Genomic DNA, 17,642 nt, shown 5'->3' with positions numbered 1-17,642 from the left:
ACGAGCGGGCGATGGCGGGCCGGCGGGCCGACGAGCGGGGCCGACAGCCGCAGCCGACGAGCGGCCCCGGTTCTGCGCTCTGGGCGAAGCGGACGGATCGGCGCACTTCGCCCAGCCCGATCCGAGGGAACGTCGGTAGACTGGACCGATCGGCACGCATCCCCCTCGTGAGGAGCCCCATGGCACGCCACAACGTCGTCTTCGGCCACGACAAGGTCGTCCAGAACGGGAGCGCCCAGCACAGCGCCCCGCAGTTCGGCCAGTCCTTCTCCCAGCAGGCGCCCTCAGGTCAGCAGGGCCAGACCTACCAGAGCACGCAGACCTCGCAGACGCAGTGGTCCAGCGGCTTCGACCAGCAGCAGACCGCGAACCTCGAGGCGATGTACGCCCGTCCCGCGGCTTCCGGCCATGACACCGGTCGGATGACCATGCGCGACGCGCTCAACGCCATCACCGCCACCCTCGGCCTGATCCTCGTGGTCGGGTTCGTCGTGGCCGTGACCCCGAAGATGCTCGGCGCGGTCGCCGGCGACGACGGGCTGGCCATCGGCCTCATGCTCGCCGGCGGCGCCACGATCATCGGCCTCATCGGCGGTCTGATCACCTCGCTGGTGAACATCTTCAAGAAGACCCCCTCGCCTGTGCTGGTGCTCGCGTACGCGCTTTTCGAGGGCCTTCTGCTCGGCGGCATCTCCGGCTCCATGGAGATCATCTACCCGGGCATCGCCCTGCAGGCGGTCGTGGGCACGCTCGCCGTCGCCGGGACCGTCCTGGTGCTCTTCCGCGTCGGCGTGCTGCGCACCTCGCCCGTGCTGACGAAGATCTTCATGGTCGCGATGATCGCCTACCTGATCTTCGGTCTGGTCAACATCGGATATCTGCTCTTCACGGGGCAGAGCCTGCGCGACGGCGTGATCGGCCTGGTCATCGGTGGCCTCGCCGTCGTCATGGCCTCGTACTCGCTGGTCATGGACTTCGAGGACGTGCAGCGCGCCGCGAACGCCGGTGTGCCGAGGGTCTACGCGTGGCGCTGCGCCTTCGGGCTCGCCGTCACCCTGGTGTGGCTCTACATCGAGATCCTGCGCATCATCGCGATCTTCCGCGGGAACGGCTGACGGCGCGCGGGAGCCGCCCCTGAGCGGCGCCCGTGCAGGCCCCCGGCCCTTTATGCTGAACGGCAGGTCCCTCCGGGGCCTGCCGTTCTTCTCCTCTCCCTTCCTCTCTCCTTCCCTGTTCCCGGAGGTGCGCCGGTGGGACTCTGGCAGACGCTGATCGGCTACTCCGTCATCGGCACGTACGTCTATCTGGCGATCGACATGCTGCTGCGGATCGTGGGCATCGTGGTGGTGCCGCGCAACCGCCGCCCCGGCTCGGCGCTCGCGTGGCTGCTGGCCATCATGGTGCTGCCGATCGTCGGATTCCCCCTGTACCTGATCCTCGGGAGCGCCCAGCTGCCCCGCAAGCGCCGCCGCAAGCAGGAGGACATCAACGCGCTCATGCGCGAGCGCGCGCTGAACATCCCCGACAGCGAGCTCGACGAGGACAGCCCCAGCTGGCTGCAGTCCGCGGTGCGCCTGAACCGCGAGCTCGGGGCGTTCCCGCTGACGGGCAACAACTCCGTCGACCTCGAGATCGACTATGCGACGTCGATCGCTCAGATGGCGGCCGACGTGCGCACCGCCCGCACCGATGTCAACGTCCTCTTCTACACGATGGCGCTCGACGAGACGACCCGGGACTTCTTCGCCGCCCTCGGCGAGGTCGCCGACCGCGGAGTGACCGTGCGCGTGCTCTACGACCACTGGGGGTCCCTCAGCCATCGCAAGCAGTACAAGGCCATGCGCCGCTTCCTGGACGAGCATCGCATCGAGCACTATCCGATGATGCCGATCAAGCCGTTCAGCGACGGCGCCTTCCAGCGCCCGGACCTGCGCAACCATCGCAAGCTCCTGGTCGTCGACGGCGAGACCGGCTGGATGGGCAGCCAGAACATGATCGCCTCGCACTACAACAAGGGGACGAACATCCGCCGCGGCCTGCACTGGCAGGAGACGATGGCGCGTCTGCGCGGACCGATCGTGACGGAGATCAACCTGCTGTTCGCGATCGACTGGTACTACGAGTCCGGAGACGAGCTCTCGGAGGAGACCCTGGTGCGGCCCGCTCCCGACACCTCCGGCACCTACGAGTGCCAGATGGTGCCCTCGGGCCCCGGGTTCGTGTTCGAGAACAATCTGCTGCTGTTCAACCAGCTGTTCTACTCGGCGCAGGAGCGGATCGTCGCGGTCAGCCCGTACTTCGTGCCCGACGAGTCGATGCTCGCAGCGCTGCAGACGGCCGCCCGGCGCGGCGTCGAGGTCGAGCTGTTCGTCTCCGAGATCGGGGACCAGTTCCTCGTCTTCCACGCGCAGCGCTCCTACTACGCGGCGCTGCTGGAGGCGGGGGTGCGGATCTGGCTCTACCGGTCGCCGACGATCCTGCACGCCAAGCACGTCACCGTCGACGACTCGGTGACGGTGATCGGCTCCTCCAACATGGACATCCGCTCGTTCCTGCTGGACATGGAGAGCTCCCTGATGATCGGCGGCACCGACTTCATGGAGAAGATGCGGGTGGTCGAGGCCGACTACCGCGAGCACAGCCGCGAGCTGACCCTCGAGGAATGGAACTCGAGGCCGCTGCCGATGGCGCTGCTGGACAACGTCTGCCGTCTCGCCTCATCGGTCGTCTGAGCCGCCCGCCGTCCAGCCCGCCCGCCGTCCGGCTCGTCGTGCGGCTCGCCGTCCGGACTGACGCTCAGCCGGAGACGCCGGTCAGGGAGTCGTAGGCCTCCTGCGCGGCCTCCTCGTGCTCGGTCATGCCCGCACCGATCTCGGAGATGAAGACGCTGGGACCTTCGGGGGTGTCGACGACGACCACGGTGATCGTGGTGGCATCGATCAGCTCGAGGTCGTCGACACCGAACTCGAGCGTCGCGGTGGTCTTGTAGCCGGGCATGCCGGCGATGGTGACCGGGACGGTCGTCTGATCGTGCAGCGAGCGCTCCGACGTGTTCCCCCACAGGTAGCCGTCGGCGTACATGCACTCCAGGATCCGCTCGGAGGCCTCCTTGTCCCCGGGATAGTCGATGCCCGGCTGCCACTGGACCGCGCCGACGGTCAGCACCTCGACCCAGTCGCCCTCGAGCGGGGCTGTGGCGGTCTGCGCGTCGTTCACGAAGGACGCATAGGTGCCGTTGGAGCGCGAGGTGAAGTCCGACGGCGGGACGAACTCGAGCCCACCGCCGCGCAGGCGTCCGGACGGGTTCGTGGAGGTGCGCTCGTACTCGGGCGTCCAGCAGCGCTCCTCCTCGACGGATTCCGTGGGCGGTGTCGCCGTCTCCGTCGTGGGCGTCTCGACCGCCTGCGAGGTCTCGGTGCCGGTCGTGCCGCTGCGGGAGTCCCGCAGCACCAGGAAGCCGACGGTGCCGCCGACGATCAGGAGGAACACCACGGCGAAGGCGATCATGCCGGCGATCAGGGCGCTGCCGCGTCCGCCCCCGGAGGGACGCTGCGGCGGTGTTCGCTGGGAGGTGGAACTCATCGGTGCTCCTCGTGCGGCGTCCCGGGCGGCGGTGCCGACGGCGTCAGCCGACGACCTCGAGGCTGGCGATGATGTCCTCGAGGTTCTGGACGTGGTCCTCGTGGTCGGCGGCGACGTCGGAGACCAGGGCGCTGGGTCCGTCGTCCGTCTCCACGACGATCGACGTGACGATCGAGGCGCTCGTGGTGGAGAGGCTGTCGGGGTCCTCGAAGTGATAGGTGGCCTGGACGATCCAGCCGCTGTGCCCGTCGACGTCGATCGTCTCGCTGCGGTAGTCGGTCACGGTCGGGTTCTCCCCGAACTGGGTGAGCACGCCCGCCGTGGTCGCATAGCACTGGAACAGGGCCACGGCCGTCGGCTCGAGCCCCTGGTAGCCGCCCTCGTCCTCCGGCCAGACGACCTTGCCGAGGCTCACGACGCTGTACCAGTTGCCCTCGACGTTGCGGCCCTGGCCGTCCGTCTCCGTCATGTAGGGGAGGGAGTCCGAGCCCCAGGGGAAGTCCCAGCCGTCGGGGATCGTGTACTGCAGGTCGCCGCCGCGGATGGTGCCGGGATCGGCGCTGCCGGCCGGCGTGTAGTCGTCGGGGATGGTGCAGTTCGTGGTCGGTGCCTGCGTGAAGATCTCCGGCGGGGGAGCGAGGTCGGGATCCTCCTCGTCGGGGATGTACTCGCTCTGGCCCTCGCCGGTGCGGTCGCCGGCGGCGGTGTAGGCGTCGTCATCGTCGTCGTCGAGGACGGAGCGGAAGACGGTCTGGGAGAGGACCAGCGCGACCACTGCGAGCAGGACGATGCCGGAGCCGACGACGGACAGCGTGATCGCCAGGGTGCGGTTCCTGGTGCGCTCGCTCGGCTCGCCGAGGGAGATCCCGTCGGGTGCGGAGGAGAAGTCCGGCATCGACGTGCCCGGCTGCTCGCTCGCCGAGAAGTCGGGCAGGGTGCCGTCCTGGAACGAGGGCAGGCCGTCGCCTGCTCCGCGCCCGTCCTGCGCGGGCCCTCCGCCGTCCTGGCCTCTGCCGTGCGGATCCTCCGTCATCGCCACCTCCCCGGCGCTCCCTCAGTGCATCGCCTCAGCGCATCGGACCAGCGCCTCGAATCAGCGCCTCGCCCCGGAACGTCCAGGATCGTCCCGGACCAGCTCAGCTGCCGAGGCGATCCCGTGCGGGGCGCGCCCCGGCCGATTCTCGCATGCGGAGCCTGGACCGCGGCGGACCGACCGTGGACGGGACCGTGCAGCAGGTCCGTCGACGGTGCGCTCCGACCTCCGATGCGCAGGGGGGGAGGCGGCCTGCCGCTCGTCGCCCTGCTGATCCTCAGGTGGGCGTTGATACGCTCCGGACCACCCGACGAACGGAGTCCCGCATGCGCCCGCCCATCGTCCTGACCGTCTCCGGCTCCGCGTCCGACGGCGCCTCCGGGGTGCAGGCGGATCTGAAGACCTTCACCGCGCTGGGCGTCTACGGCGCCAGCGCGGTCACTGCGGTCAGCACCGTCACCGGTCATCGGACCCTGGGGACCCATCATCTTCCGGCCGACGTCGTGCGCGAGCAGATCGACGCGGTCGCCGAGGATCTGCTCCTGGACGCCACGAAGATCGGCGCGCTGGGCAGCGCCGACGTCGTGCGCACCGTCGCCGAGGCGGTGCATGCGCAGGGGCCGCGCCTCGGACGGATCGTGCTGGACCCGGTGATGGTCGACTCCGACGGCACGCCGAGGATCAGCGCCGAGGGCGCCAGGGCCCTGCGCGAGCAGCTGGTCCCCGTCGCGCACGTGCTCACCCCGAACATCTCCGAGGCGGCGCAGCTGCTGGGCATGCGACCGGCGACGTCGATCGACGAGATGCGCGATCAGGCGCTCGCTCTGCAGGCCCTCGGGCCGGAGGCCGTCGTCGTCACCGGCGGCGGTCTCGGCGGCGAGGAGGCGGTGGACGTCGTCGTCCATCCCGGCGGCACCGATCTGCTGCGGACGCCCAGGATCCGCGGTCGGCGCGTCCGCGGCGCGGGCGCGACCTTCTCCGCGGCGATCGCCGCGCAGATCGCCCGGATCGCCGAGCTCGACCGTGCGGGGGAGCTCGGGGAGATCGGCGACGACGGGGACCAGGACGATCTCGCGGTCCTCATCGCCACAGCCCGCGAGTTCGTCGCCTCCGCGACGGACAACTCGCAGGACTGGCAGGTCTCCGACCGGCGCGGCGGATTCCACCCGCTGAACCATCTGGTGACCCTCGACAAGGCCTGACCCCGGCCCTCCGGCGGGCGCTCAGCCGTCCAGCAGGCCCCGACGCTCCTTGACGGCGAGCATGCGGGCGGCGGATTCGCGCACCCGTTCCGCCTGGGCGGGGTCCTGCTCCGCCCAGTCCCGGATCGCTTCGACCAGCTCGCCGGTGAGCGACGGGTCCGCGGTGAGCACCGCGTCGCCGCCGGCCGCCAGCAGGCGCACGGCGCGGTCGGCGACGGGGACGTCCTGCACCGCCTCGGCGATCCCGATGTCGTCGGAGACCACCAGCCCGTCCCAGCCGAGATCACCGCGCAGCAGATCCGTCACGACGGCGGAGGAGAACATCGCCGGGACGTCGGCCTCGATCCGCGGATACACGGCGGAGGACAGCATCACCGCGTCGGCGCCCGCCTCGATCCCGGCGCTGAAGGATGCCAGGAACGGGTCGTCGGCATCTGTGGTCCCGTCGACGATGCCCTCGGCGGAGAAGTCGGTGTTCTGCTCGACCCGGCCGAGTCCGGGGAAGTGCTTGAGGGTGCCGCCGACGCCGGCGGAGTCCAGCCCCTCGATCGCGGCGGCGACGCACTCGCCCACCTGCTCCGGATCGGTGCCGAAACCGCGATCCAGGCCGCCGACGGGCTCGTTCTCGTCCCCGAGGTCCGGGTCGACGACGTCGGCGACGGGGGCGAGCGCGAGCGGCAGGTCGAGGGCTGCCAGGTCCTCACCGATGGTCGTGAAGGCCTCCCGCACGGCGTCGGCGCCCTGCGCGCCGAGCTCCTCGGCCGACGCGGTCCGTCGGGCGGCGTCCCCGCGCAGGCGCCGCACCTGCCCGCCCTCCTGGTCGACGGCGAACAGGGGCGCGCAGTCGGCGGGGGAGAGGCCGCAGGCGGAGTCCACGAGCGCCTCGACCTCGGCGGGGTCGCTCCATTCCCCCAGCAGGAAGAAGCCCCCGGCATGATGCTCCTCGATCAGCTCGGGGGAGATCGAGGAGCCCTGCTGGATCCCTACCAGCACCAGCTGGCCGGCGACCTCGCGATCCGAGAGGCCCTCGAGGCGCTGCTGGGCGAGGCTGGGCGTCGTCGGCTCGTCGGTCGGATCCGCGGTCGCGGAGCCGTCGTCGGACGGGCTTCCGGAGCCGCCGTCCGATCCGGCGGCATCGGAGGCGGCCGACGAGCCGTCGGAGGCCGATGAGCCGCCGTCCGAGGCGGACCCGTCGGAACCGTCGGAGCCGACCGTCGAGCAGGCTCCGAGCGCGAGCGCGGGGGCGAGGGAGAGCAGATGACGTCGACGCATCACGCCAGTGTGGCATCCGGCGTCGCGCCGGGGAGTCCTCCGCTTAGGCTGAACCCATGGACTTCGTGACCCCGCCGACGGAGCATCCCCGCGCCGGAACGATCGCTGAGGGCACCGGTTCCGACCTGGAGGAGTGGGCGCGCCGCCTGGACGCGCTCGGTGCCCGCGAGCTCGACCATGCGGCGATCGCCCGCGCCCTCGTCGAGCACTGGCAGGTCCCGGACTGGTGGGCGCAGGGCGTCACCGTCGCCTACGAGCAGGTGATCGGCCGCCGCGAGGTCGGCCAGAGCTGCGAGGGCGACTTCGCGGCCTCGGCCTCGCGCACGCTCGCCGGTGAGATGGATGCGGTGCGCGACGCCTGGCATGCGTTCATGGACGCCGACCGGCGCGCCGCCCTCGGGCTCGGCGAGCCGACCCTGTCGGACACCGAGCGCTGGCGCTACTGGCGGGCCGACGTCGAGGGCGCCGGCCGGGTGTCCGTGAACATCTCGGCGAAGAGCCCGGCGAAGGCGACGGCGTCCGAGGCGCCGCGCAGCACGCTCGGCGTCGAGCACAAGGGGCTCGACAGCTCCGAGGACCGAGAGACCTGGAAGATGACCTGGAAGAGCACTCTCGACGCCTTCGTCGTCGAGCGCGAGGAGGACCGATGACCCCACCCCAGCTGCCCGCGCCCGACGGCACCGCCGACCCCCACGCATGGCTCGAGGAGGTCACGGGCGAGAAGGCCCTGGAGTGGGTGCGCGAGCGCAACGCCCGCGCGGAGTCCGAGCTCGACGCCGTCGCCGACCCGCGCGACCCGGACGGCGAGGGCCTCGCCGCGACCCTGCAGCGGGAGATCCTCGAGATCCTCGACGCCAAGGACCGCATCCCCGGGGTCACCAAGCGCGGGGAGCACCTCTACAACTTCTGGACCGACGCCGACCACGAGCGCGGTCTGTGGCGCCGCACCACCCTCGACTCCTACCGGACCGACGAGCCCGAGTGGGAGATCCTGCTGGACGTCGACGCGCTCAACGAGGCCGAGAGGGAGGACTGGGTCTGGCACGGCGCGCGGCTGCTGCGACCGGAGGGCCTGGCCGACGGCGAGCCCTACCGGCGCGCGCTCGTGGACCTCTCCCACGGCGGCTCCGACGCCGATGTCACCCGCGAGTTCGACCTCGGGACCCTCTCCTTCGTCGGCCCCGAGGACGGCGGCTTCCTGCGTCCCGAGGCGAAGGGATCGCTCAGCTGGATCGACGAGGACACCGTGTGGGCGTCGACCGAGGTCGGCGAGGGCAGCACCACCACCTCGGGCTATGCCCGCCAGGTTCGGCTCTGGCGGCGCGGGCAGGATCTCGCCGACGCCGAGATCGTCTTCGAGGGCGCGGAGGAGGACATGGCCGTCATCGGCTCCCATGACTCCACCCCGGGCTGGGAGCGCGACTGGATCATCCAGGCCCACGCCTTCTACGACAGCAGCGTGCGCCTCGTCGACCGCAGCCAGGAGCCGCCCGAGCTCACCCTGATCGACGTCCCCCGCGACCTCGAGGTGAACGCCCACCGGGACCTCGCGGTCTTCAGCCCGCGCAGCGACTGGGAGATCGCCGGGTCCGTCTACCCGGCGGGCTCGCTCGTCGTCGGCGACCTGGACGCGTTCCTGCGCGGGGAGCCCGAGCTGACGATGCTGTTCGAGCCGACGGAGTCGAGCTCCCTGGCAGGCCTGACCATCACCCGCTCGACGCTCGTGCTCACGATCCTCGAGGACGTCGTCGACCGCCTCGAGGTGCACCACCGCGCCTCCGACGGACGCTGGATCCGCGAGGACCTGTACCCCGAGCTCGAGGGATCGATCGGCGTGCGCGCGGTCGACGCCGACGAGAGCGACGAGGTATGGGTGACCGTCACCGGCTTCGTGGAGCCCACCCGCCTGATGCTCGGGGACCTCGCGGCGATCCCGGAGGGCGGCGTCGCCGGCCCGCTGGAGAGCATCAAGAGCGCCCCCTCGCGATTCGACTCCGAGGGACTCGAGGTCTCGCAGCACTTCGCGAGCAGCGACGACGGCACCCGCATCCCCTACTTCGAGATCGGACGACGCGACCGCGAGGAGGGGGACGAGCCGTCCCCGACCCTCCTGTACGGCTACGGCGGCTTCGAGATCTCGCTGACCCCGTCGTACCTCGGCGCCATCGGCAGGGCCTGGCTCGAGCGCGGCGGCACCTACGTGCTGGCCAACATCCGCGGCGGCGGCGAGTACGGCCCCCGCTGGCATCAGGCCGCGCTCAAGGAGAACCGCCATCGCGCCTACGAGGACTTCTCGAGCGTCGCGAAGGACCTCCTCGAGCGGGGCGTGACCGATCAGGCCCACCTGGCGGTCCGCGGCGGATCCAACGGCGGCCTCCTGACCGGGAACATGGTCACCCAGCATCCCGAGCTGTTCGGAGCCGTCGTCATCCAGGTGCCGCTGCTGGACATGAAGCGCTACTCCCATCTGCTCGCCGGCGCCTCCTGGATGGCCGAGTACGGCGACCCCGACACCGAGGACTGGGAGTTCATCCGCACCTTCAGCCCGTACCACCTGCTCCGCGAGGACGCCGACTACCCGCCGACGTTCCTGCTCACCTCCACCCGGGACGACCGGGTCCACCCCGGCCATGCCCGCAAGTTCGCCGCCGCCATGGAGTCGCTCGGCGCCGACGTGCGCTCCTGGGAGAACACCGAGGGCGGACACGGCGGGGCCGCCACCAACGAGCAGGCCGCCCGCATGAACGCCCTGATGTACACCTTCCTGTGGGACACCGTCGGGCGCGGGGAGCACCAGCGGTCGTGAGCACCCGGGAGCTGTTCGACCGCTCGGCGCAGGACGACCTGCTGTCGATCCGCAACGACCTCATGACGGTCTACCGCGAGATCTCGACGGCCGACGACCGGCTCTTCCCGCTGCGCTACGCGCGCACCACCCCGCGCCATCCCGGCCCGAGGGACCTCGCGGCCCGTCGCGGCGTCGCCCCGCCGCGGGTGCCGCTGCTGATCATCCCCGACGGTCCCGGCACCGGCTCCGTGCTGCCCTACGACCCGATGCGGCGGACCCTCGCGGCCCGCGGCCTCGACGTGCTGATGATGGAGCATCGCGGCGTCGGGCTCTCGCGGCTGGACTCCACCGGTCGCGACCTCCCGCAGCATGCCATGCGCATCGCCGAGGTGATCGAGGACCTGGTCGCGGTGCTCGACCACGCCAAGGTCGAGCGGGCCGCGGTGTATGGCTGCGGCTACGGCGGCCATCTCGCGCAGGCGCTCGCCGCGAAGCATCCTGAGCGCGTGCACTCGCTCGTCCTGGACTCGGCGCTGACCAGCGCGGACGACGAGGTCATCGCCCAGCGCGCGCTGCGCGCGGTCTACTGGGACGGCACGGTCCCCTCGACCTCCACGATCGCTGCGGTGCTGCGACGCCTGGCCGATGAGGGAGTCGTCGACATCCGTCGCGGGGGTCCTGTCGTCCTCGCCGTCCACGAGCACGGCGGCCCGGACGCTGTGCGCGACCTCGTGGACCTGCTCGCCGTCGGGCGCGGGCGCCTGACCTGGTCGAGCGTCCGCCAGGTGCTCGCGCAGGGATGGCTGCAGTCCACCCCGTACGTCGTCGAGCACGACCTGTGCGCCTACATCGCCCACACGGAGCTCGGCATGGGGCGCCACGCCGATGGCGGCCCCCTGGATCCGCTCGCCCTCGGCGGCGCCCGCGCTCGGGCGGTCCCCGACTTCGCGGGGGAGCCGTTCGACCTCCATCGGCTCGCCCGGGACATCGAGGCCCCGACGCTCGTCGTCGCCGGGGCGCGCGATCTGGTGCGCCCCGCCCAGATCTCCCGGGACCTGGCCGCACGCATCCCCGGCGCCGCGCTGCTCGAGCTGCCCGGGGTCGGGAACGCCATCCTCGACTCCCGCGAGCACATCGCCCAGATCGCGGCACGCTGGGCGGCCGCCGGGATGGGGCCCCTGCTGGCAGACCATGCCGCCGAGCTCGCCGCCCTTCCCGCGACGCCGACCGACCAGACCCTCGCCCAGGGGCTGCGCCTCGCGCTCGCCGCCGAGCGCTACTCGCCCTGGCGGCTGAGGTTCGAGGTCGCCCGTCGGCGCCGGCAGGACGCCCAGGCCGATCCGACCGGGCGCCGGGCCAGGACCGTCAAGCTGTAGAGCCGGGACGGTCAGGCTGCAGAGCCAGGGGCCCGAGAGCAGCGGCCGGTCGTCGTCCTGAGGGGCCCCTGCGTCCTGTGGCGCATGACCGACATCTCCTGTCTTTCCTGGGATGCCCGACTCTCGGTACCCTGTGGCCTGTGCGCCGACAGCGGCGGACCGTGCACCGCGATCGGTGAGGACCAGCAGTGGGGGAGGAGCTGGCATGCGCAAGCGCCTGTCGGGGATCCGCAGCGAGCAGCCGCCGCGCGCTCGTCGCCCATGGAAGGCCGCCGCCCTCGCCTCCGCGACGGTCGTCACGGTGGGCAGCCTGACCGGCTTCGGCATCGCCGGCCTCGGCCCCCTCGCCGCGCTCGCCGGCGAGGAGGACGACTACCGCCACGCCGCAGCGACCTCCGACCCCGCCTCGACGGCCGAGGAGACCTCCCGGACCAGCGCTGAGGAGCGGACCACCGAGGAGACCACCGTCGCCGAGGAGACCACGGCGGAGAGCGAGGAGCCGACGACGGCCGAGGCCTCCGAGACGGAGGAGACGGAGAGCGCGGACACCGAGACGTCCGACGAGCAGACCGCCGAGGCCGCTGTCGATGCGGATTCCTCAGACAGGTCGAGCGGCTCGAGCGGATCGTCCTCGTCCCACCGCGGCGGATCCAGCGGGTCCGGCTCGTCCGGCGGGTCCTCGGGATGGTCCGGTTCGTCCGGCTCAGGCTCCGGTTCGTCGGGTTCGGGCACCGGCTCGGGGTCGGGCTCGGGCGGTTCCGGCGGCGGGGCGAGCGACGACGGCGGCTCCGGGGCGGCCGACGACTCTCCGGCCCCGGAGGACGAGGAGTCCAGCACCACGCCTGATGACCCGACGGATTCGCTGACGGAGTCTGAGAGCGATGATCCCAGCGAGGACGATGAGTCCGGCGGGGGCGGTGAGTCCGGCGGGGGCGGTGAGTCCGGCGGGGGCGGTGAGTCCGGCGGGGGCGGTGAGTCCGGCGGGGGCGGTGAGTCCGGCGGGGATGACACCATCGACGAGGACAACTCCGACAGCGGGGCCGGCGACAGCCCCGGAACCGGGGACGACTCCGGCGAGGGCAGCTCGGGTCCCGGAAGCACGCCTCCCGAGAGCACCGACAACCAGCGCTCGGGCACCGCGACCTCGACCACCACGTCCGACGCTCCCTGACCTGCCGGACGGAGCAGGAGTCCCGTCCCGTCTCGCCCTCGGCAGGCGCTCCTCAGTTCACCGCGGCGCTGATCGCGGCAGCAGCAGCACGAACAGAGCGATGGCCGCTGCCGCGCCGAGGACCACCATCCAGGCGCCCAGGTCCACACCCAGCAGCGCCATCACGATGAGGGATCCCGTGATCGCGGCCGCGAGGACCCCGAGCAGGCTCGAGCCGGCGAGCAGCCATGCCTCCCGGGTCCACACCCCATGGACGGGGAGCATCGCCGCCAGCGACCACCCCACATGCATGACCAGGATCAGCGAGCCCGTCGCGAGCGCGACCAGGATGCTGAGCTCCCCGCGCGCGGCCAGGCCGAGCACGAGACCCAGCGGGGCGATCAGACCGAGGTCCGAGTCGGGGGAGACGGTCTGGATGAGGACGCCGACGGCGACGATCATCGCCACCATCATCCCGATCAGGTTCGCGGACAGACCCTGCGGGTACAGCACCGCCAGGGCACCGACGGCGGCGAGGACGGGGGCCAGGCGCAGCAGCCACTGGGCGGCGCTCACACGGCGCAGGCTCAGCAGGAGCTCAGCGATCGGATCGGCGATCCGGTTCAGCAGATGCATCAGGACCTCCTCATCCTCGGTGCGGTCCGGGAGACGGACAGGGACAGCAGGACGGGTGCGAGCGAGCTGGGCCCGTCCCAGGCCGTGACGGGGACGCCCGCCTCCCGCAGCTCGCGGACGGTGCGCTCGCGCTGCAGACGACGTATCGCCCAGGCCTCGGGCCAGAACCGCGTCGAGTCGACGGTGTCCATGCGCAGGGGACGCCCGTTCAGCACCGAGACGTCCCCGATGCTCGGCGGCAGCGTGTCCACGACGATCACGTCCGCGCCGTGGGAGACCAGCACACCGATCTGCTCGATCGCCGACGGATGCAGCAGAGGGGTGCACACGACGACCAGCGTCCCCGGGCGGACGCTGCGCACCCGGTTGGGCGTGCGCGCCACCCCGTCGTCGCGGCGGGCGCGGGAGAGCGCGTCGGTGAGCACCCGCAGCTGCCTCGGCCCGGTGCCCGCGGGGACCGCCCCGATGAGATGACCGATGTCCGCGATCGCGACACGATCCCCGGCGGTCAGGTAGTGGCGGGCGATCGCGGCGGTCGCACGGATCGTCATGTCGAGGCTCGTGGGAGCGTCCTCCCCGGCCCACGGGGCAGGATGCACGTCCGAGATGGTGTCGGTGACGATGAGGACGTCCGTGTCCTGCTCGGTGAAGGTCGCGTTCGTGTGCAGGGTCCCGGTGCGGCTGGTCACGCGCCAGTTCACGCGGTGCAGCCGGTCGCCGGGACGGAACTCGCGCACCTCGCTGAGCGCGGTGCCGTCACCGCGGCGGCGTGAGAGATGCACGCCGCTGATCCCGATCGGGGTGGGCACCTCGATGGGTGCATCGAGGACGGAGGAGCGGGGCACCACCCGGATGCCGATGACCGGCAGGCTCTGCTGGGCGCGGAAGGCGCCCAAGGGGTCGGCGACCAGCACATGCGTCGGCCCCATGGACACCAGCCCCCAGCGGTGGGATGTCACGCGCACCCGCACCTCGCCGTCGGAGACGATCGCCCCGTAGCGGGGAGCGAGGTCGGCATGGGCGCGCAGCGGGACCGTCGCGGCGAGCAGCAGACCCGGTGACGTGCGCACGGTGATCGAGGAGGAGGCGCCCTCCTCGATGATCCCGCGGCCGGGCTGCGCCGTCGGCCGCCGCACCCCGAGCTCCTCGCTCCGCGTGATCCGCCGCGCCAGGGCGACCGTGGCCCAGGCGAGGACCGGCACCGCTGCCAGCACCAGGAGCGGCCGTCCCAGCAGCAGCGCGAGGGCGAGCAGAGCTCCGCCGGTGATGACGGCACGGAGCATGGCCGCCGTCGGACGGGTCTGCAGCGGAGGGAGGCCCGCGGTGCCCGTCGGCGAGCCGCTCGCAGCGCCAGCCGCAGGCTCGGCCGCAGCTCCGCTCGATCCCCGGCTCGCCGTCCTGCTCACCACGCTGCTCGCGTCCCTCCTCACGCCCGATCGCCGCTGCTGACCAGGCCGTCGTCGGCCGGGTGCGCCGCCGGGTCCTCCGCCGCGGCCGGCACCGGGACCTGCCCGAGCACCGCGTCGACGACGCCTGCGCCGGTCGCGTTCTGCAGCCACAGCTCGGGCTTGACGGTGACGCGATGGTCGAGCGCGGGATGGGCGAGCGCCTTGATGTCCTCCGGGACGACGTAGGAGCGGCCACGGATGACCGCGAGCGCACGGGCGCAGGTGATCAGCGCCAGCGTGCCGCGGGGCGACGCGCCGACGAGGACATGCTGGTGCTCGCGGGTCCCGGTGACGAGCTCGACGGCGTAGTGGCCGATGGCGTCGTCGACGTGCACGGTCTCCACGGCAGCCTGCACAGCCAGCAGCCCGGCGCCGTCGAGGACCTGCTCGACGCTCTGGTCCTCGGTGCGTCGGCCGATGCGCCGTGCGACCACGTCCCACTCCTGCTCGGGCGTGGGGTAGCCGAAGCTCAGGCGCAGCAGGAAGCGGTCCAGCTGCGCCTCCGGCAGCGGATAGGTGCCCTCGTGCTCGACCGGGTTGGCGGTCGCCAGCACGTGGAACGGGCGGGGTAGCGGTCGGGTGGTGCCCTCGACGGACACCTGCCGCTCCTGCATCGCCTCCAGCAGCGCGGACTGGGTCTTCGGAGGGGTGCGGTTGATCTCGTCGGCCAGCAGCAGCCCCGTGAACACGGGGCCGGGACGGAAGACGAACTCCCCGGTGCGCTGATCGAACACCTCGGCGCCGGTGAGATCCGCCGGCAGCAGGTCAGGGGTGAACTGCGCACGGGTGAACGGAAGGCCGAGGGCCTGGGCGAAGGAGCGGGCGGCGAGGGTCTTGCCCAGCCCCGGCAGGTCCTCGAGCAGCACATGGCCGCCGGCGAGGATGCCGGCGAGCACCAGCTCCAGGGCTGGCCGCTTGCCGACCACCGCCGTCTCGACGGCATCCAGGACACGGATCGCCGCGGCGGACGCCTCGGCCACGGTGGCCGGTGGCGGGGTGGAGGTCGACGGCGCATCGATGCCGGACGGCGCCCCATCGGGGAGATGCCGGTCGTCGGACGGCGTACTGCTGATCTCGGTTCCCTCTGCTGGCACGGGCCGGCCCTTCTTCGATCGCGGGTGCCGCCGCGGTGCGGCACGATGCCTCCGACCCTACGCGAGAGAGGGCCCGTCGGGGGAGCGCGGACGGTCGTCGGACAGCGCTCGCCCACAGGGCGCCCGTGCGCTCTCCGGCTGCTCGGCGGACGGCCAGATCACGGTTCGGTCATGATCGGGCGGGTCCCGCTCATACATGGTTCCCCGAGGCGGGGCCGGGATAGTCTGCTCTCCGAGACGGAGACCACCAGAGGCAGGAACATGTCCGAACCGATCCTTACCGTGAGCGACCTCAGCGTCACCTTCCCTTCCGAGGCGGGCCCGGTGCACGCCGTGCAGAACCTCGACTACGAGGTCCGAGCGGGGGAGGCTCTCGCGATCGTCGGCGAGTCGGGCTCGGGCAAGTCCGTCAGCTCGCTGGCCGTGATGGGCCTCCTGCCGAGCACCGCGACCGTCACCGGCTCGATCGACTTCATGGGCCAGGACATGTTCGCCCTGGATGATCGCCAGCTCTCGCGGCTGCGCGGCGACAAGATCTCCATGGTCTTCCAGGATCCGCTGTCGGCGCTGACCCCGGTCTACACGATCGGCGATCAGGTCGCCGAGGTGATCCAGCTGCACGACCCCTCGGTGTCCAAGGCCGCGGCGGCGGACAGGGCGGTGCAGCTGCTCGAGTCCGTCGGCATCCCCGAGGCGCGCCGTCGGGCCAAGCAGTTCCCCCACGAGTTCTCCGGCGGCATGCGCCAGCGCGTGATGATCGCGATGGCGATCGCCAACGAGCCCGAGCTGATCATCGCCGACGAGCCGACCACCGCCCTCGACGTGACGATCCAGGCGCAGGTCATGGACCTGCTCAAGACGGCGCAGGAGATGGTCGACGCCGCGACGATCCTGATCACCCATGACCTCGGCGTCGTGGCCGGCTTCGCCGACCGCGTGCTGGTGATGGAGAAGTCCCTGCTGGTCGAGGAGGGGTCGGTCGACGACATCTTCTACCACCCCCGCGAGGCCTACACGCAGAAGCTCCTCTCGGCGGTCCCGCGCGTGGACGGCCGGGCCATCGCCTCCGAGCGCATCGCCATCGAGCGGGGCGAGATGACGGCGAGCGAGGCCAGCGAGGTCGGCGGCACCGCTCCGGAGGTCGCGGTGAAGGAGCGGACGGACACCACGAGGGCGCCCAAGATCCTCGAGGTCGACCGGCTCGAGCGCATCTACCCGATCACCAAGGGAATGGTGTTCCGTCGCCAGATCGGCGAGCAGCGCGCCGTCGACGGCATCTCCTTCGACATCCATGAGGGCGAGTGCTTCGCGCTGGTCGGCGAGTCCGGCTGCGGGAAGACCACGACGCTCATGGAGATCATGAAGCTCGAGAAGCTGCAGGGCGGGGCGATCCGCTTCAACGGCACCGACACCTCGCAGCTGACCAAGGCCGACCGCAAGCGCCTGCGCGCGGAGATCGCGATCGTCTTCCAGGATCCGATGGCCTCGCTCGACCCGCGTCTGCCGATCGCCGACTCGCTGCGCGAGCCGATGCAGGTCCAGGGATACACCAAGCAGCAGATGAACGACCGCATCGACTGGCTGCTGGAGACCGTCGGCCTCCTCCCCGAGCATGCGGGCCGCTACCCGCACGAGTTCTCCGGCGGTCAGCGCCAGCGCATCGGCGTGGCCCGGGCCCTCGCCTGCGAGCCCAAGCTGATCGTGCTGGACGAGCCGACGTCGGCCCTGGACGTGACGATCCAGGCGGGAGTCCTGGAGCTGCTCGAGAAGCTCAAGCGCGAGCTGCAGGTCAGCTACCTGTTCGTCTCCCACGACCTCTCCGTGGTCCGCAACATCTCCGACCGCATCGCCGTGATGTACAAGGGGCGCATCGTCGAGATGGGCCGCACCGAGGACGTCTTCGACGATCCGCAGCACCCGTACACGCAGTCGCTGCTGTCGGCCGTCCCGATCCCCGATCCGGAGATCGAGCGCAGCCGCGAACGGATCTTCCTGGACCGCGACGAGCTGGACGCGATGATCGCCTCCGGGGAGGCCGTCGAGGCCCTGAGCGCCTGAGCC

Annotated in this window: 14 protein-coding genes; 8 read left to right on the top strand and 6 right to left on the bottom strand. The window is 71.6% G+C overall.

Features of this window, described 5'->3' with window-relative positions:
* Nucleotides 1-179 precede the first annotated feature (179 nt).
* Together ACZ5AJ_RS10240 and cls are read left to right on the top strand one after the other, a co-directional pair.
* Entirely contained in the window at nucleotides 180-1,115 is a 936-nt protein-coding gene (locus tag ACZ5AJ_RS10240) for a Bax inhibitor-1/YccA family protein (protein WP_464133806.1), read from the top strand.
* Nucleotides 1,116-1,316: 201 nt separating this feature from the next.
* On the top strand, nucleotides 1,317-2,732 hold the full coding sequence (gene cls / locus ACZ5AJ_RS10235; RefSeq protein ID WP_464138749.1) for a cardiolipin synthase: 1,416 nt from the start codon (nucleotides 1,317-1,319) through the stop codon (nucleotides 2,730-2,732).
* Between the two features lie 64 nt (nucleotides 2,733-2,796).
* On the opposite strand, the gene ACZ5AJ_RS10230 is transcribed toward cls, so the two are convergent.
* Both ACZ5AJ_RS10230 and ACZ5AJ_RS10225 read right to left on the bottom strand, forming a co-directional pair.
* Nucleotides 2,797-3,582, bottom strand: coding sequence for a hypothetical protein (locus ACZ5AJ_RS10230; RefSeq protein ID WP_464133802.1), 786 nt, complete (start codon nucleotides 3,580-3,582; stop codon nucleotides 2,797-2,799).
* 43 nt (nucleotides 3,583-3,625) lie between these two features.
* A complete protein-coding gene (locus tag ACZ5AJ_RS10225) occupies nucleotides 3,626-4,615 on the bottom strand; it encodes a hypothetical protein (protein ID WP_464133798.1) in 990 nt (329 codons plus the stop codon).
* 326 nt (nucleotides 4,616-4,941) lie between these two features.
* On the opposite strand from ACZ5AJ_RS10225, the gene thiD reads away from it, so the two are divergent.
* Nucleotides 4,942-5,817 carry a bifunctional hydroxymethylpyrimidine kinase/phosphomethylpyrimidine kinase gene (thiD, locus tag ACZ5AJ_RS10220; RefSeq protein ID WP_464133794.1) on the top strand — a complete coding sequence of 292 codons (876 nt, stop codon included), beginning with the start codon at nucleotides 4,942-4,944 and terminating at the stop codon, nucleotides 5,815-5,817.
* Nucleotides 5,818-5,838: 21 nt separating this feature from the next.
* On the opposite strand, the gene ACZ5AJ_RS10215 is transcribed toward thiD, so the two are convergent.
* Nucleotides 5,839-7,089: a glycoside hydrolase family 3 N-terminal domain-containing protein gene (locus tag ACZ5AJ_RS10215; RefSeq protein WP_464133792.1), complete on the bottom strand. Its 1,251-nt coding sequence runs from the start codon at nucleotides 7,087-7,089 to the stop codon at nucleotides 5,839-5,841.
* 56 nt (nucleotides 7,090-7,145) lie between these two features.
* Between ACZ5AJ_RS10215 and ACZ5AJ_RS10210 the strand changes: the two genes are divergently transcribed.
* From ACZ5AJ_RS10210 to ACZ5AJ_RS10195, 4 genes are all read left to right on the top strand, one after another.
* The gene (locus ACZ5AJ_RS10210; protein WP_464133789.1) at nucleotides 7,146-7,739 is read left to right on the top strand and encodes a hypothetical protein; all 594 of its coding nucleotides are present in this window, start codon (nucleotides 7,146-7,148) and stop codon (nucleotides 7,737-7,739) included.
* The gene (locus ACZ5AJ_RS10205) at nucleotides 7,736-9,895 is read left to right on the top strand and encodes a prolyl oligopeptidase family serine peptidase (protein WP_464133785.1); all 2,160 of its coding nucleotides are present in this window, start codon (nucleotides 7,736-7,738) and stop codon (nucleotides 9,893-9,895) included. Before ACZ5AJ_RS10210 ends, ACZ5AJ_RS10205 begins: the two co-directional genes overlap by 4 nt.
* Nucleotides 9,892-11,253: an alpha/beta fold hydrolase gene (locus ACZ5AJ_RS10200; protein WP_464133783.1), complete on the top strand. Its 1,362-nt coding sequence runs from the start codon at nucleotides 9,892-9,894 to the stop codon at nucleotides 11,251-11,253. The genes ACZ5AJ_RS10205 and ACZ5AJ_RS10200 overlap by 4 nt, the downstream gene beginning before the upstream one ends.
* A gap of 205 nt (nucleotides 11,254-11,458) precedes the next feature.
* Nucleotides 11,459-12,424, top strand: a complete 966-nt coding sequence (locus ACZ5AJ_RS10195; RefSeq protein WP_464133780.1) for a hypothetical protein — start codon at nucleotides 11,459-11,461, stop codon at nucleotides 12,422-12,424.
* 57 nt (nucleotides 12,425-12,481) lie between these two features.
* Here ACZ5AJ_RS10195 and ACZ5AJ_RS10190 read toward each other — a convergent pair whose 3' ends face one another.
* Genes ACZ5AJ_RS10190 through ACZ5AJ_RS10180 form a run of 3 tightly spaced genes read right to left on the bottom strand, consistent with a single transcriptional unit; the run spans nucleotide 12,482 to nucleotide 15,506 of the window.
* Nucleotides 12,482-13,039, bottom strand: coding sequence for a hypothetical protein (locus ACZ5AJ_RS10190; RefSeq protein ID WP_464133777.1), 558 nt, complete (start codon nucleotides 13,037-13,039; stop codon nucleotides 12,482-12,484).
* Nucleotides 13,039-14,448 (bottom strand): DUF58 domain-containing protein, encoded by a 1,410-nt coding sequence (locus ACZ5AJ_RS10185; protein WP_464133774.1) that lies wholly within the window; start codon nucleotides 14,446-14,448, stop codon nucleotides 13,039-13,041. The genes ACZ5AJ_RS10190 and ACZ5AJ_RS10185 overlap by 1 nt, the downstream gene beginning before the upstream one ends.
* Nucleotides 14,449-14,465: 17 nt before the next feature.
* Nucleotides 14,466-15,506, bottom strand: coding sequence for an AAA family ATPase (locus ACZ5AJ_RS10180; protein ID WP_464138748.1), 1,041 nt, complete (start codon nucleotides 15,504-15,506; stop codon nucleotides 14,466-14,468).
* A gap of 357 nt (nucleotides 15,507-15,863) precedes the next feature.
* Between ACZ5AJ_RS10180 and ACZ5AJ_RS10175 the strand changes: the two genes are divergently transcribed.
* Nucleotides 15,864-17,639 carry an ABC transporter ATP-binding protein gene (locus ACZ5AJ_RS10175; RefSeq protein WP_464133771.1) on the top strand — a complete coding sequence of 592 codons (1,776 nt, stop codon included), beginning with the start codon at nucleotides 15,864-15,866 and terminating at the stop codon, nucleotides 17,637-17,639.
* Nucleotides 17,640-17,642: the final 3 nt, after the last annotated feature.

It is taken from the genome of Brachybacterium zhongshanense (assembly GCF_055385755.1).
Note: the sequence above shows the minus strand (reverse complement) of the source record. Positions and strands in the feature narration are given on the sequence as shown.